The sequence below is a fragment of the Azospirillum sp. Sh1 genome, assembly GCF_008365135.1.
In the GTDB taxonomy this organism is placed as follows: Bacteria; Pseudomonadota; Alphaproteobacteria; order Azospirillales; family Azospirillaceae; genus Azospirillum; species Azospirillum oryzae.
Window position 1 is genome coordinate 17921 of record NZ_VTTK01000057.1, and the last position, 14402, is coordinate 32322.

The following is a 14402-nucleotide window of genomic DNA, read 5'->3' on the forward strand; positions in this document are numbered from 1 at the left end:
CCGTTTGGCTGGTGCGGCATCCCGGTGCGGCGGAGCCGAACATTGTGTCATTCCGAAGGCCCCACGGCCAACGCCGATTGCGCCGAAGTGCCGTCAGCGGGCGGTATAGTCTGGTATCACCACAAATGCACGGATGATTCGACAAGCGGGATCAACTTGATACACTCTTGTCCCACGCGCATGGCTGCGTCGCGATCCCCACAGGGGCGGCCCGCGAGGGAGCCCCGGGGTTCACTTGGCCGGCGTGGTCGGCGCGTCGTCAGACCGCTCAAATGCGAAGAACGCAAGAACAGGGTGGAGTTAATAATTATGAAGTCAGGGCTTCTCGCCGCCGCCGCGGCGGCCGTGGTCATTACCGCCAGCGCCGCCGCCGGTGCTGCCACGCTCGACACCGTCAAGCAGCGCGGCTTCGTGCAGTGCGGCGTCAATGCTGGCCTGCCGGGTTTCGGCAATCCCGATAGCGCCGGCAATTGGACCGGCCTCGACGTCGATTACTGCCGTGCCGTCGCCGTCGCCATCTTCAACGACCCGAACAAGGTCAAGTTCACCCCGCTGTCGGCGCAGCAGCGCTTCCCGGCCATCCAGTCGGGCGAAGTCGACCTGCTGTCGCGCAACACCACCGCCACGCTGACCCGCGACACCTCGGTCGGCCTGAACTTCGCCCCCGTCACCTATTATGACGGCCAGGGCTTCATGGTTCCGAAGAAGCTGGGCGTGAAGAGCGCCAAGGAGCTGAACGGCGCCACCGTCTGCGTCCAGTCCGGCACCACCACCGAACTGAACCTCGCCGACTATTTCCGCGCCAACAACATGACCTACAACCCGGTCGTCATCGAGTCGAACGACGAGGTGAACGCGGCCTACTTCGCCGGCCGCTGCGACGTGCTGACGACCGACGTGTCCGGTCTGGCCGGCACCCGCGCCGGTGTCGCGCCGGTTCCGGAAGACCATGTCATCCTGCCGGAAGTCATCTCGAAGGAGCCGCTGGCCCCGGCCGTGCGCCATGGCGACGACCAGTGGTTCGACATCGTGAAGTGGACGGTCTACGCCACCATCCAGGCGGAGGAGTTCGGCATCAACTCCAAGAACATCGACGAGTTCGCCAACTCCAAGAACCCGGACATCCAGCGCTTCCTCGGCACCTCGCCGGGCATGGGCAAGGCCCTGGGCCTGGACGAGAAGTGGGCCTACAACACCGTGAAGAAGGTCGGCAACTACGGCGAGATCTTCGACCGCAACGTCGGCCCGGGCACCCCGCTGAAGCTGGAGCGTGGCCTGAACGCGCTGTGGACCAAGGGCGGCCTGATGTACGCGCAGCCGTTCCGGTAAGGCGAACCACCGTTTGAAGGCCGCCCGTCGGGAACCTGCCGGGGGCGGCCTTCCGGTAGAGGAGCGGTCGCGAAGGGCGTCAGCGAAACGCCCGCGCATTGGACCGCATTGGGAGACATGTCGCATCCCCTACGGTGTGGGAAATGCCCGGAAAAACGTCCGGGACCGCGTGGGCACCGTATGGGGCGCGATGGTTGGGGGAGAGTAGTCCGTGGCGACCGAGACCCGGACCACCCAAGGCGCTCCGCCGCCGGGTGGCGTATCCATTTCCCTCAGCGACCCGACGTTCCGTGCCATCGTCTACCAGATCCTGGTGGTCGGCGCGGTCGTTCTGGTCGGCTGGTTCCTTGTTTCCAACACGCTCGACAACCTCGCGCGGCGCTCGATCGCGACCGGTTACGATTTCCTGGGGCGTGAAGCGGCCTTCGGCATCGGCGAGTCGCTGATCGACTATTCGCCGAAGGACACCTATGGCCGGGCCTTCCTGGTCGGCGTGCTGAACACGCTGAAGGTGTCGGTTATCGGCATCCTCCTGGCGACGATCATCGGCACGCTGATCGGCGTCGCCCGGCTGTCCAGCAACTGGCTGATCGCCAAGCTGGCCTCGACCTATGTCGAGATCATCCGCAACATCCCGCCGCTGCTTCAGCTGTTCTTCTGGTACGCGCTGGTGTCGGACGGCCTGCCGCCGGTGCGTCAGGCGCTGAACCCGATCCCGGGCGTGTTCCTGTCGCAGCGCGGCCTGCGCGTGCCGGTGCCCGCCGCCGATCCGGTCTGGGCGAACATGGGCATCGCCCTGCTGGTTGGCATCCTCGCCGCCTGGGGCGTGTCCCGCTGGGCACGGGCACGGCAGGATCGGACCGGGCAGCTGTTCCCCGCGGGCTGGACCGGGCTCGGCCTGATCATCGGCCTGCCGATCCTGACCTGGCTCGCCGGCGGCGCGCCGCTCGCCATGGACGTGCCGAAGCTGACCGGCTTCAACTTCACCGGCGGCGCCTCGATCTCTCCAGAATTCTTCGCCATCCTGACCGGCCTGACGCTCTACACCGCGGCCTTCATCGCCGAGGTGGTGCGCAGCGGCATCACGGCGGTCAACTGGGGCCAGACCGAGGCGGCGCGCGCGCTGGGCCTGCCGGGCGGTCCGACGCTGCGTCTGGTGATCCTGCCGCAGGCGTTGCGGGTGATCGTGCCGCCGCTGACCAGCCAGTATCTGAACCTGATGAAGAACAGCTCGCTGGCGCTGGCCATCGGCTATCCCGATCTGGTGTCCATCGCCAACACGACCCTGAACCAGACCGGTCAGGCGATCGAGGGCGTGACGATGATCATGGGCACCTATCTGGTCATCAGCCTCAGCATCTCGATCTTCATGAACTGGTACAACAAGCGCATCGCGCTGGTGGAGCGGTAACGGCCATGACCGACAACGTGCAAAGCGTCGGCCTGCCGGACGAGCGTCCGCCGGCCAACACCGTCGGCCCCATCGCGTGGCTGCGGAGCAACCTGTTCAACAGCTGGTACAACGCCATCCTGACCATTCTGGTCCTGGCGCTGCTGGTCTCGGCAATCCCGCCCTTCGTCGGATGGCTGCTGGTCAACGCCCATGGCTTCGATTCGAACTCCACGGTCTGCCGGCAGGATGCCGGCGGCGCCTGCTGGGGCTTCATCGGCGAGAAGCTGCGCTTCATCATGTTCGGGATGTTCCCGTGGGATGAGCAGTGGCGTCCGCTTCTGACCATCGGCATCTTCATCGCGCTGCTGGTCGCCAGCTGCGACCGCCGCTTCTGGAAGCCGTGGTTCGGGCTGGTTTGGGCCGCCGGGCTGACGCTGGTGGCGATCCTGATGTGGGGCGGCGTCTTCGGCCTCACCTATGTCGAGAACACGCTGTGGGGCGGCCTGCCGCTGACCATCATCCTGTCGGTGATCGGTCTGGCCGTGGCCTTCCCGGTATCGATCCTGCTGGCGCTGGGCCGGCGGTCGGACATGCCGGCGGTGAAGGTGCTGTGCGTCACCTACATCGAGCTGATCCGCGGCGTGCCGCTGATCAGCCTGCTGTTCATGGCGTCGGTGATGCTGCCGCTGTTCCTGCCGAACGGTGTTTCGGTCGACAAGCTGCTGCGTGCGCAGATCGCCTTCATCATGTTCGCCGCCGCCTATATGGCGGAAGCGATCCGCGGCGGCCTGCAGGCGATCCCGAAGGGGCAATATGAGGCGGCGGACGGGCTGGGGCTCAGCTACTGGCAGAAGATGCGCAAGATCATCCTGCCGCAGGCGCTGGCCATCGCCATCCCGCCGCTGGTGAACACCTTCATCAGCTTCTTCAAGGATACCTCGCTCGTCATCATCATCGGCCTGTACGACCTGCTCGGCACCGCGAAGGCCGCGCTGTCCGACCCGTCCTGGCGCGGTTTCTACCGCGAGGCCTATCTGTTCATCGGCGTGATCTACTGGATCTTCTGCTTCAGCATGTCGAAATACAGCCAGAAGCTGGAACGCGACCTGAATCGCGGCCATCGCCGCTAGATCAACGCCGTCAAGGGAGAAGCAAGACCCATGTCCCAGGCCATGTCCCAGGGCACCAAGCCGAAGCACACCCTCAGCGGCGAGGAGATCATCCGCTGCACGGGCGTCAACAAGTGGTACGGCGAGTTCCACGTCCTGAAGAACGTCAACCTCAATGTCCAGAAGGGCGAGCGCATCGTCGTCTGCGGCCCGTCGGGGTCGGGCAAATCGACGATGATCCGCTGCCTGAACCGGCTTGAGGAGCATCAGAAGGGCACGATCGTCATCGACGGGATCGAGCTGACCAACAACCTGAAGAACATCGAGTTGGTCCGCCGCGAAGTCGGCATGGTGTTCCAGCACTTCAACCTGTTCCCGCACCTGACCGTGCTGGAGAACTGCACGCTCGCCCCGATCTGGGTTCGCAAGATGCCGAAGGCGGAGGCGGAAGAGCGGGCGATGAGCTACCTGAAGCGGGTGCGTATCGCCGAGCAGGCCAGGAAGTATCCCGGCCAGCTTTCGGGCGGCCAGCAGCAGCGCGTCGCCATCGCGCGGTCGCTGTGCATGAGCCCGAAGGTGATGCTGTTCGACGAGCCGACCTCCGCGCTCGACCCCGAGATGGTCAAGGAGGTGCTGGACGTCATGATCGGGCTGGCCGAGGACGGCATGACCATGCTGTGCGTGACGCACGAGATGGGCTTCGCCAAGTCGGTCGCCGACCGCGTCATCTTCATGGACCGCGGCGAAATCGTGGAGCAGGACACGCCGGACGCGTTCTTCTCCAACCCCAAGTCGGATCGCACGCGCCTCTTCCTCAGCCAAATTCTAAACCACTGATCCGGACAGCAGGCCGGCGCTTCCGTCCGGCCTGCTATTTGGAAATAAAACACCTCGAGTTGGGGTGCGCGACGCAATGTCCTGTGGCGTCGCGCACCGGTTTGCGGTTCAATCGGTCGCCTGACGTGCTGTTCGACCGATCCGCTTACGGAGACCGAGGTTATGGACCTGCTCAGCCCCCGTCCCAGCGTTGGCCAGATCAAGCCGTACCGTCCCGCTCGCCCGCCTCGCGACGGCCGCCGGTGGATCGACCTGTCGCTGACCCACAATCCGCTCGGACCCAGCCCGCTGGCGCTGGACGCCTATTGCGAAGCGGCCACGCGCATCCATTGCTATCCGGATTGGGACCAGGAACCGCTGCGCCACGCCATCGCACGCCGTCATTCCATCGATGCCGACCGTATCGTCTGCACCGCCGGGTCGGAGGAGCTGATCCATCTGGTCGCCCAGGCCTTCGCCGGCCCCGGTGACGAGGTTTTGTGCCACGAGCGGGGCTATCGCGGATTCCTCAAGGCGATCCGTGCCACCGGCGCCACCGCGGTGGTCGCGGCGGAGCGCGACATGGTGGTGGATGTGGAGGCGATGATCGACCGCGCCAGCGAGCGCACGAAAATCTGCTTCCTCGCCAACCCCAACAACCCGACCGGCACCTACATTCCGGCCGAGGCGGTGCAGCGGCTGCGCGCCGGCCTGCCGTCGAACACGCTGCTGGTGCTGGATTCGGCCTATGCCGACTATTGCCGCCTGCCGGACTACAGCGACGGCACGGAGATCGTCGAGAATTCCGACAACGTCCTGCTGATCCGCACATTTTCCAAGATGCACGGGCTGGCGGGGCTGAGGGTCGGCTGGGGCTATGGTCCCGCCACGGTGATTGAGGCGGTGAATGCCATCCGCGGCGCCTTCAACGTCTCGCTTCCCGCCCAGCTGACCGCCGCCGCCGCGCTCAGCGACGCCGAGCATGAGGAGGCGACCTTCGCCCACAATGCGCGGTGGCTGCCCTGGCTGTCGCGCGAGCTGGAGCGGGTCGGGCTGCGCGTCTATCCCAGCGTCTGCAATTTCGTGCTGGCCCGTGTGCCGACCGATCCGTCGCTGGGCATCCAGGCGGTCATCGACCATCTCGCCCGCCGGGGCATCCTGGTGAAGCCGGTGACCGAGTATGGCCTGTCCGACTGCCTGCGCATCACCATCGGCCGGGAGGAGGAGAACAAGGCGCTGGTGATCGCGCTGGCGGAGATTCTCGGCTGACGAGGCCGGCCAGAGGCTGCGGCGGTACGACGCGAACGGATCGCGGAGATTTTCGCCTCTTTTGATGCAGATCAACGAACGGTCTATGCGCTTCCGGATAAGGTCCTTCTTGTCTCTAACCCTCCCTGTATCACTGAGCCGGAGCATCCGCATGGATGTCTCCGGCTTTTTTCTTTTTGGCGGGGGGCGACGGAAAGTGCCCGTCCGTTGACATGCATCAAAGCGGGGCGGGGTGGGTGGGCGTAGACCTATGACTGTCTCTAACCCTCCCTGTTTCACAGGAGGCCCCGGTTCCGGTGCCTCCTGTTTTTTTGTCCGGGTTCCGGATGGCGACGCCTATGAGGGCGGGCGCGTGCGGTTCCAGCGCAGCACCAGCCCGAGCACCGACAGCGGCACCACGATGACGGCGCCGATCAGGATGTAGGGCAGCGCCCAGCGGCCGGCGTCGATCATCAAGGCGACGATGTCCTGCACCGTCTGCCAGCTGTTCGTCAGGATGCTGGCTGGATCGATGTGCAGGAACGACAGCACGAAGCCGACGACGAAGCACAACACCAGCGTCCGAATGATCCAACCCACCAAGGCTTCACCTCACGCTCGTCATGGCGGAGCGTGCGCTCCGCCTGAAGCAACGCGCCGCCCCGCGACCGGGTTCCGGCGTCGTCAAACCTCCTCCCGCTCCACCGATAACGCGCGCGGCAGCTTGAAGACGATGTTCTCCGTCGCCGTGCGGAGTTCCTCCACCGTCACGTCGAACCGGGCGCGGGCGGCCTCGATGACCTCCTCGACCAGCACTTCCGGAGCCGATGCGCCGGCGGTGATGCCGAGACGGGCGACGCCGGCCAGCGCGTTCCAATCGATGTCGGCGGCGCGCTGGACCAGCTGGGCGGCCGGGCAGCCATGGGTCTTCGCCACCTCCACCAGCCGCTTGGAGTTGGAGGAGTTCGGCGCCCCCAGCACCAGCAGCGCGTCCACCTTCGGCGCGATGGCCTTCACCGCCGCCTGCCGGTTGGTGGTGGCGTAGCAGATGTCTTCCTTCTTCGGACCGGCGATGGCGGGGAAGCGGGCCTGGAGGGCGGCCAGGATCTCCGTCGTCTCGTCGACCGACAGGGTGGTCTGGGTGGCGAAGGCGAGGTTTTCCGGGTCTTGCACCTCGAGCGTCGCCACGTCGGCCACCGTCTCCACCAGCACCACGGCGCCGTCGGGCAACTGGCCCATGGTGCCGATCACCTCCGGGTGGCCGGCGTGGCCGATCAGGACGATCTGCTTGCCGTCCTCGTAATGCCGTTCGGCCTCGCGGTGAACCTTGCTGACCAGCGGGCAGGTGGCGTCAAGATAGAACAGCCCGCGTGCCTCGGCCGCCTGCGGCACCGATTTCGGCACGCCATGGGCGGAGAAGACGACCGGGCGGCCGTCCGGCACCTCTGTCAGCTCGTCGACGAAGACGGCGCCCTTGGCTTCCAGGCTTTCGACCACGAAGCGGTTGTGCACGATTTCGTGCCGGACATAGACCGGTGCCCCGAAGCGGTCGAGCGCCGTCTCGACGATCTGGATCGCGCGGTCCACCCCGGCGCAGAAGCCGCGCGGTGCCGCCAGCAGGATGGTCATGGGCCGAAGGGCTGGTGAAGAGGTCGTGGTCATATGCGCTGTGCCGCCCTTGCGTGGAGTGGGTCGCCCTTAGGTGGTCCTGCGCCGGACGGTCACAAGGGATAGAACCGCCGCGCGGTCTTGTGCCGGTCAAGCTGGGACACTAAAGTCGTGGTCCAACAGCCCGTTAACCGATCAGGCCGAACCGATGGACCGCCGCGACCGTAATATAGGAACCCCCGCCCGGAAAAGCCCGCTGGCGTCCCTCTTTGGGATGGGCCGCCCTGCGCTGCTCGCGGCCGGGGCCGTGCTGGTGCTTTCCGGCTGCTCCGGCATGGGGCTGGGGCCGACGAGTACGTCGGAGGCGGCGCTGGCCTGCCCGAAGGTCAACATCGTCCGCGACCTGCAGGAAGTGACGGTCTTCCGTCCCGGCGGCAAGGACCTGACCGATCTGGAGTCGCGCGCCGCCCTGGTCGATTTCACCGGCAGCTGCGACTACACCAGCAGCGGCGTCACCGTGAACGTGAACGTCTATCTGGTGGCCGAGCGCGGCCCGGCCTTGCCGGGCAACACCGCCAAATACCAGTATTTCGTAGCATTGGCACAGCCTGACGACACGCTGGTGTCGAAGGCCTATTTCGACACCGACGTGACCTTCGTCCCCGGCCAGCCGCGCGCCGGCACCCGCGAGGAACTGACGCCGAAGATCCCGCTGCCCAAGGACGCCAACGCCAAGGACTGGAAGATCTATCTCGGCTTCCAGCTGACGCCGGAGCAGCTGAACTTCAACCGGACGCAGATGAAGAAGTAGGAAACTTCGGGACTCTAGTCCGTCACTTGTATGAAAGGAGCGCCCAGCATGTTTTGGGCGCTCCCTCGACGTTACAAATCCAAAGCGGACAGTTTACGCCAGGCGGCTTGCGGTAAAGAAGGTCGCCGTCGGCGTACCGTCCAGAATGCCGTCGGTGACGATGGTGTTGAGCACCTTCATCTCCGCGTAATCGGTCGTCCCGTTCATGTAGGTCACGGACGTCGTGGCGGCATAGGTCGGGGTGGCGATGGGGGTGAGGGATCGGCACAAGGCAATGTTGGCGTCGTTGAGATAGAGTCCAGCGTAGATCGACCCGTTGGCACCGCAGTTCATCATCACCTGAGCATGCAGCAGATAGTAGCCGGCGATGGAAGGCTGGAAGCGGGAATTTGTGCCGTTGAAGGCGTTCCCGATATTGATGTCGGCCGTGGTCAGCAGAACCTTTGCCCAACTGTTGTTGGTGACGCCGCTCTGGCCGACATTGTTGCGGTGCGCCCGCACAACGATGGAGTTTTGCGTCGGGAGCGTTAGGTCGATGAAGGAACGCTCGTCCACGACCGCATCGTTGGTGACGGCGTCGGTCGTCGGCAGCAGCATCACGCGGGCCACCGGCAGCTTGCCGGCAGGGATCGCCGGCGGGGTCAGGCTGTTGGCGATGCCGGTGACGATGGCTGCGGCGCCGTTGACGCGGTCCACCACCACGCGGTCGATGCGAAAGCCGCTGGCCGGCGGCGCGAAGGGGCCGACCGACTGCGCGTTTACCTCGGTCAGGGTGGTGCCGTTCAGCAGATTGCCGGGGTCGAGCGCCAGGGTCAGGTTCGGCACGAGCTGGGCATGGGGGGCGAAGTTGCCGACGATGCGCTGGGACACCGCCCAGTTGGCGGCGGACTGGGACAGGTCGGACGGGTTGAAGGCCTGAACGGTCATTGCGCGCTCTCCACTCTGTCGATTGGGATGAGTCCCGCGAAGGACAACGGCTGGCCAGCACGGCGTGACGCGGTAAATGGGTTTGTATACCTATCCTGTCCGCTGAAAAGGAAAATTTCCAAAACTCGGATATTTCAACGACTTGGTCGTATCGGCCCTCAGTGCGCCGATTGACAAACCTGTCTGATCGCGACACTGTGCCGCCATCACGCCGATGATCCCTCGCGGGAGAGATCGCTTGTGAGCTTGTCGTAAATCGACAGGTCCGCAGGCGGCGCCGAAGGAGCAACCGCCCCCGGAAACTCTCAGGCAAAAGGACCGCAAGGGGATAAGGCAACTCTGGAAAGCAGCCTCGGCGCTCACCCGCCGCGACTCACCGAAGGAGTAAACCGGGTGCCCGGCTCGACCGGACGGCGGTGAATCTCTCAGGTCCAAGACAGAGGGGGCAGCTTCCTGCATCGATCCCGATGCGGGCGCTGAAACCTTGTCGGAGGACCCGCGCGTGACCGAGGCCGCAACCGCTCTCAAGACCACCCCGCTGCACGCGCTCCATGTCGAGCTTGGCGCCCGCATGGTGCCTTTCGCCGGCTATGACATGCCGGTGCAGTATCCGCTGGGCATCCTGAAGGAGCACCAGCACACCCGCGAGAAGGCCGGGCTGTTCGACGTGTCCCACATGGGGCAGGTCCGCCTGACCGGGGCCGATCCCGCCGCCGCCCTGGAAACGCTGGTTCCCGGCGACATCAAGGGGCTGGCCCAGGGCCGCATGCGCTACACGCTGTTCCTGAACGAACAGGGCGGCATCCTCGACGACCTGATGGTGACCAATGCCGGCGACCACCTGTTCCTGGTGGTGAACGCCGCCTGCAAGGAGCAGGACGTCGCCCACCTGCGCGAGAAGCTGGCCGACAAGGCCGAGGTGGAACTGCTGGACGATCTGGCGCTGATGGCGCTCCAGGGGCCGATGGCGGCCGAGGTGATGGCGCGCTTCGTGCCGGAAGCCGCCACCATGAAGTTCATGAGCTACCTGTCCGCCACCTTCAAGGGCGTGCCGGTGATCCTGACCCGCTCCGGCTATACCGGCGAGGACGGGTACGAAATCTCCTGCGACAAGGCCGACGCGGAGATGATCGCCCGCGCACTGCTGGCCGAATCGGAGGTCGAGGCGATCGGGCTGGGCGCCCGCGACTCGCTGCGGCTGGAGGCCGGGCTCTGCCTGTATGGCCACGACATCGACACCACCACGACGCCGGTCGAAGGCGCGCTGGAATGGACGCTGCCGAAGCGCCGCCGCGCCGAGGGCGGTTTCCCCGGCTACGACATCATCCACCGGCAACTGACCGAAGGCGCCACGCGCCGCCGCGTCGGCATCCAGCCGGAAGGCCGCCAGCCGGCCCGCGAGCACACCGAAATCCAGGATGCGAACGGCAATCGCATCGGCGAGATCACCAGCGGCGGCTTTGGCCCGACCGCCGGCGCGCCGGTCGCCATGGGCTATGTCGATATCGCCAACTCCGCGGTGGGCACGCCGCTGACGCTGGTGGTGCGCGGCAAGCCGCTGCCCGCCCGCGTCGCCGCCACGCCCTTCGTGCCGCAACGCTATTACCGGGGCTGACGCCCCGGCTTCGCCAATCACAAGCAACCGTGTCGAACAGGGAACCCTTCCGATGAGCAAGAAATTCACCAAGGACCACGAGTGGGTTCAGGTCGATGGCGATGTCGCCACCGTCGGCGTCACCGACTTCGCCCAGAGCCAGCTGGGCGACGTGGTGTTCGTCGAACTGCCCGAGGCCGGCCGCGTGCTGGAGCAGGGCAAGGAAGCCGCCGTCGTCGAATCGGTGAAGGCGGCCAGCGACGTATATGCCCCGGTCTCCGGCACCGTCGTAGAAGCCAACCAGGCGCTGGTCGATGACCCCTCGATGGTCAACAGCGCCGCCGAGGGGGAGGGCTGGTTCTTCAAGATCCAGTTGAAGGACGCCTCCGAACTCGATGGTCTGATGGACGAATCGGCCTACAAGGCCTTCGTGGAGGAATCCCACTAACATGCGCTATCTGCCCCTGACCGAGGCCGACCGGCAGTCGATGCTGGAGGCCATCCGCGCAACATCGGTCGAAGACCTGTTTCGCGACGTTCCAAAGGCGGCCCGTCTGGCCGGCCCGATCGGGGGCTTGCCCAACCATATGGGCGAGCTTGAGGTCGAACGGCTGCTCGGCTCCATGGCGGCCAAGAACCTGCCTGCGGGGAGCGTGCCCAGCTTCCTCGGCGCCGGTGCCTACCGCCACCATGTGCCGGCCACCGTCGATCATCTGGTCCAGCGCGGCGAGTTCCTGACCGCCTACACGCCGTACCAGCCGGAGGTGAGCCAGGGCACGCTGCAGGTCCTGTTCGAATTCCAGACCCAGGTTGCCCTGCTGACCGGCATGGATGTGGCCAACGCCTCGATGTATGACGGCGCCACCTCCTGCGCCGAAGCGGTGATGATGGCCAACCGCGTCACCCGGCGGAAGAAGGCGATCCTGTCCGGCGGCCTGCACCCGCATTACCGCGACGTGACCACCACCGACGCCCGCTTCATCGGCTTCGAGGCGGTGGCCCTGCCGGCCGCCCCGACCGGCGGCGAGGAGCTGCTGGCGCTGGTCGACGACAAGACGTCCTGCGTCGTCGTTCAGAACCCCGACGTGTTCGGCCATGTCCGCGACTACACCGACCTCGCCGCCGCCTGTCAGGCCAAGGGCGCGCTGCTGATTGTCGTGGTGACGGAGGCCCTGTCGCTGGGGCTGCTGACGCCGCCGGGCGACATGGGCGCCGACATCGTCGCGGCGGAAGGCCAGTCCTTCGGCAACGCGCTGAACTTCGGCGGCCCCTATGTCGGGCTGTTCGCGGTGAAGGACAAATATGTCCGCCAGATGCCGGGCCGCCTGTGCGGCGAGACGGTGGACGCCGACGGCCGCCGTGGCTTCGTGCTGACGCTGTCCACCCGCGAGCAGCACATCCGCCGCGAGAAGGCGACGTCGAACATCTGCACCAATTCCGGCCTGTGCGCGCTGGCCTTCTCGATCCATGTCAGCCTGCTGGGCGAGGCCGGGATCACGCAGCTGGCCCATCTGAACCACTGCAAGGCGGTCCAGATGGCCGACAAGCTGGCGGCGGTTCCGGGCGTCGAGGTGCTGAACGACGGCTTCTTCAACGAGTTCACCGTGAAGCTGCCGAAGCCCGCCGCCGCGGTGGTCGAGGAACTGGCCAAGCGCCGCATCCTCGGCGGCGTGCCGGTGTCGCGCCTCTATCCGGGCGAGATGGAAGACCTGCTGCTGGTCGCCGTCACCGAGACCAACACCGACGCCGACATGGACGCCTTTGTGGCTGCCTTGACCGAGGTTCTGGCATGAGCATGAACAACCAGGGCCGTCCGTCGGCCATTCCGGCCGGTGCCGCCTCCTTCGACGGCGTGACCGGCACCGTCACCGGCAACCGCGGCCTGCAGATCGAAGAGCCGCTGATCTTCGAACAGGACAGCGCAGGGCGCACCGGCGTCGACCTGCCCGACGTGCCGAAGGTGGCCTCGCGTCTCGGTGCGGTGAAGCCGCGCGCCAAGGTCGGGCTGCCCGGCCTTGCCGAGCCGCAGGTGGTCCGTCACTACACCCGGCTGTCGCAAAAGAACTACGCCATCGACAGCGGATTCTATCCGCTGGGCTCCTGCACGATGAAGCACAACCCGCGCCTGAACGAGAAGATGGCGCGGCTTCCCGGCTTCTCCGACGTGCATCCCATGCAGCCGTTCAGCACGGTGCAGGGTGCGCTGGAGCTGATGGACCAGTTGGCCCACTGGCTGAAGACGCTGACCGGCATGGCCGCCGTGACGCTGGCGCCCGCCGCCGGTGCCCATGGCGAGATGTGCGGCATCATGGCGATCCGCGCCGCGCATGAGGCGAAGGGCGATACGGGCCGCACCAAGATCCTGGTGCCGGAAAGCGCCCACGGCACCAACCCGGCGACCGCCGCCGCCTGCGGTTACAGTGTCGACGCCATCCCGGCGACCGCCGACGGCCGCGTCGATCTGGAGGCGCTGAAGGCCAAGCTCGGTCCCGACGTGGCCGGCCTGATGCTGACCAACCCCAACACCTGCGGCTTGTTCGAACGCGACATCATCGCGATCGCCGAGGCGGTGCATGCGGCCGGCGGCTATTTCTACTGCGACGGCGCCAACTTCAACGCCATCGTCGGGCGGGTCCGTCCGGCCGACCTCGGCATCGACGTCATGCACATCAACCTGCACAAGACCTTCTCCACCCCGCATGGCGGCGGCGGTCCGGGGTCGGGGCCGGTGGTGTTCGCGGGGTCGCTGACGCCTTACATCCCGGTGCCCTACATCACCCACGGCAAGGATGGCTTCGCGCTGGTGGAGAACGCCGGCGACGGTCTGGCCTTCGGCCGCATGAAGGCCTTCCACGGCCAGATGGGCATGTTCGTCCGCGCCCTGTCCTACATGCTGAGCCATGGCGCCGACGGGCTGTGGCAGGCCTCGGGCGATGCGGTGCTGAACGCCAACTACGTCATGGCGCGGCTGGAGGACGTGATGACGGCCTCGTTCGAGGGGCCGTGCATGCACGAGTGCCTGTTCGACGACCGCTTCCTGAAGGGGACGGGGGTCACCACGCTCGACATGGCGAAGGCGCTGATCGACGAGGGTTTCCACCCGATGACCATGTATTTCCCGCTGGTCGTCCACGGTGCCCTGCTGATCGAACCGACCGAGACGGAGAGCAAGGCCAGCCTGGACCAATTCGTCGACGCGTTGCGTGCGCTGGCCGAACGGGCGAAGTCGGGCGACGTGGCCTATTTCCAGGCCGCTCCGCGCCTGACTCCGCGCCGTCGTCTGGACGAGACCGCGGCGGCCCGCAAGCCGGTCTTGCGCTGGACCCCGCCGGTCGTGGTGAAGGCTCTGGCGGCGGAGTAAAGGGGTCGCAGCGGGTGCCCCCTCCCTAACCCTCCCCCGCTCTGGCGGGAGAGGGAACTCCGCCGCTTTGACAATTACGTCCCGCTGACAAGCGTCCTACCCCCTCTCCCGCGGAAGGCGGGGGAGGGATGGGGCATAGGCGCTAACATACCGGCTTCCTTATGAAGGGAGCCGGTATGTTTTCGGTCTGGCGTTTTCGTCGTCGG

The 14402-nt window shown here is 66.1% G+C and carries 13 protein-coding genes and 1 riboswitch; of the genes, 10 read left to right on the forward strand and 3 right to left on the reverse strand.

The window, feature by feature from the left end; genetic code table 11:
• Positions 1 to 309: 309 nt before the first annotated feature.
• The 5 genes from FZ029_RS30970 to FZ029_RS30990 all read left to right on the forward strand — a co-directional run bounded on the left by FZ029_RS30970 (position 310) and on the right by FZ029_RS30990 (position 5916).
• Positions 310 to 1329 carry an amino acid ABC transporter substrate-binding protein gene (locus tag FZ029_RS30970; RefSeq protein WP_149196880.1) on the forward strand — a complete coding sequence of 340 codons (1020 nt, stop codon included), beginning with the start codon at positions 310 to 312 and terminating at the stop codon, positions 1327 to 1329.
• A 211-nt stretch (positions 1330 to 1540) separates the two neighbouring features.
• On the forward strand, positions 1541 to 2740 hold the full coding sequence (locus FZ029_RS30975) for an amino acid ABC transporter permease (RefSeq protein ID WP_149273844.1): 1200 nt from the start codon (positions 1541 to 1543) through the stop codon (positions 2738 to 2740).
• Positions 2741 to 2745: 5 nt separating this feature from the next.
• Positions 2746 to 3852: an amino acid ABC transporter permease gene (locus tag FZ029_RS30980; protein ID WP_149196882.1), complete on the forward strand. Its 1107-nt coding sequence runs from the start codon at positions 2746 to 2748 to the stop codon at positions 3850 to 3852.
• Between the two features lie 30 nt (positions 3853 to 3882).
• Positions 3883 to 4668, forward strand: a complete 786-nt coding sequence (locus tag FZ029_RS30985; protein WP_149196883.1) for an amino acid ABC transporter ATP-binding protein — start codon at positions 3883 to 3885, stop codon at positions 4666 to 4668.
• A 162-nt stretch (positions 4669 to 4830) separates the two neighbouring features.
• Positions 4831 to 5916 carry a histidinol-phosphate transaminase gene (locus FZ029_RS30990; protein ID WP_149273846.1) on the forward strand — a complete coding sequence of 362 codons (1086 nt, stop codon included), beginning with the start codon at positions 4831 to 4833 and terminating at the stop codon, positions 5914 to 5916.
• Positions 5917 to 6252: 336 nt separating this feature from the next.
• Here FZ029_RS30990 and FZ029_RS30995 read toward each other — a convergent pair whose 3' ends face one another.
• Together FZ029_RS30995 and ispH are read right to left on the reverse strand one after the other, a co-directional pair.
• Positions 6253 to 6495: a hypothetical protein gene (locus FZ029_RS30995; protein WP_247892583.1), complete on the reverse strand. Its 243-nt coding sequence runs from the start codon at positions 6493 to 6495 to the stop codon at positions 6253 to 6255.
• 84 nt (positions 6496 to 6579) lie between these two features.
• A complete protein-coding gene (gene ispH, locus FZ029_RS31000) occupies positions 6580 to 7557 on the reverse strand; it encodes a 4-hydroxy-3-methylbut-2-enyl diphosphate reductase (protein WP_149273850.1) in 978 nt (325 codons plus the stop codon).
• A 220-nt stretch (positions 7558 to 7777) separates the two neighbouring features.
• Here ispH and FZ029_RS31005 point away from each other — a divergent pair, with 220 nt between their 5' ends.
• Entirely contained in the window at positions 7778 to 8314 is a 537-nt protein-coding gene (locus tag FZ029_RS31005; protein ID WP_149273852.1) for a lipoprotein, read from the forward strand.
• A 93-nt stretch (positions 8315 to 8407) separates the two neighbouring features.
• Here the strand turns inward: FZ029_RS31005 and FZ029_RS31010 are convergent, their stop codons facing one another.
• Entirely contained in the window at positions 8408 to 9241 is an 834-nt protein-coding gene (locus FZ029_RS31010; RefSeq protein WP_149273853.1) for a hypothetical protein, read from the reverse strand.
• 215 nt (positions 9242 to 9456) lie between these two features.
• Positions 9457 to 9572, forward strand: a riboswitch (glycine riboswitch).
• A gap of 171 nt (positions 9573 to 9743) precedes the next feature.
• On the opposite strand from FZ029_RS31010, the gene gcvT reads away from it, so the two are divergent.
• From gcvT to gcvPB, 4 genes are read left to right on the forward strand one after another with little or no spacing between them, the layout of a single operon-like run.
• On the forward strand, positions 9744 to 10856 hold the full coding sequence (gcvT, locus tag FZ029_RS31015; protein ID WP_149273855.1) for a glycine cleavage system aminomethyltransferase GcvT: 1113 nt from the start codon (positions 9744 to 9746) through the stop codon (positions 10854 to 10856).
• Positions 10857 to 10908: 52 nt separating this feature from the next.
• Positions 10909 to 11283, forward strand: coding sequence for a glycine cleavage system protein GcvH (gcvH, locus tag FZ029_RS31020; protein ID WP_149273857.1), 375 nt, complete (start codon positions 10909 to 10911; stop codon positions 11281 to 11283).
• 1 nt (position 11284) lies between these two features.
• Positions 11285 to 12628 carry an aminomethyl-transferring glycine dehydrogenase subunit GcvPA gene (gene gcvPA / locus FZ029_RS31025; RefSeq protein ID WP_149273859.1) on the forward strand — a complete coding sequence of 448 codons (1344 nt, stop codon included), beginning with the start codon at positions 11285 to 11287 and terminating at the stop codon, positions 12626 to 12628.
• Complete coding sequence (gcvPB, locus tag FZ029_RS31030) at positions 12625 to 14196, forward strand: aminomethyl-transferring glycine dehydrogenase subunit GcvPB (RefSeq protein ID WP_149273861.1); 1572 nt, start codon at positions 12625 to 12627, stop codon at positions 14194 to 14196. Before gcvPA ends, gcvPB begins: the two co-directional genes overlap by 4 nt.
• The last annotated feature ends 206 nt before the right edge of the window (positions 14197 to 14402 follow it).

Coding starts and splice junctions, on each gene's coding strand:
- FZ029_RS30985 (WP_149196883.1), top strand. CDS start 3,883: ATGTCCCAGGCCATGTCCCAGGGCACCAAGCCGAAGCACACCCTCAGC.
- gcvH (WP_149273857.1), top strand. CDS start 10,909: ATGAGCAAGAAATTCACCAAGGACCACGAGTGGGTTCAGGTCGATGGC.
- gcvPA (WP_149273859.1), top strand. CDS start 11,285: ATGCGCTATCTGCCCCTGACCGAGGCCGACCGGCAGTCGATGCTGGAG.
- FZ029_RS30970 (WP_149196880.1), top strand. CDS start 310: ATGAAGTCAGGGCTTCTCGCCGCCGCCGCGGCGGCCGTGGTCATTACC.
- FZ029_RS31005 (WP_149273852.1), top strand. CDS start 7,778: ATGGGCCGCCCTGCGCTGCTCGCGGCCGGGGCCGTGCTGGTGCTTTCC.
- ispH (WP_149273850.1), bottom strand. CDS start 7,557: ATGACCACGACCTCTTCACCAGCCCTTCGGCCCATGACCATCCTGCTG.
- FZ029_RS31010 (WP_149273853.1), bottom strand. CDS start 9,241: ATGACCGTTCAGGCCTTCAACCCGTCCGACCTGTCCCAGTCCGCCGCC.
- FZ029_RS30980 (WP_149196882.1), top strand. CDS start 2,746: ATGACCGACAACGTGCAAAGCGTCGGCCTGCCGGACGAGCGTCCGCCG.
- FZ029_RS30990 (WP_149273846.1), top strand. CDS start 4,831: ATGGACCTGCTCAGCCCCCGTCCCAGCGTTGGCCAGATCAAGCCGTAC.
- gcvPB (WP_149273861.1), top strand. CDS start 12,625: ATGAGCATGAACAACCAGGGCCGTCCGTCGGCCATTCCGGCCGGTGCC.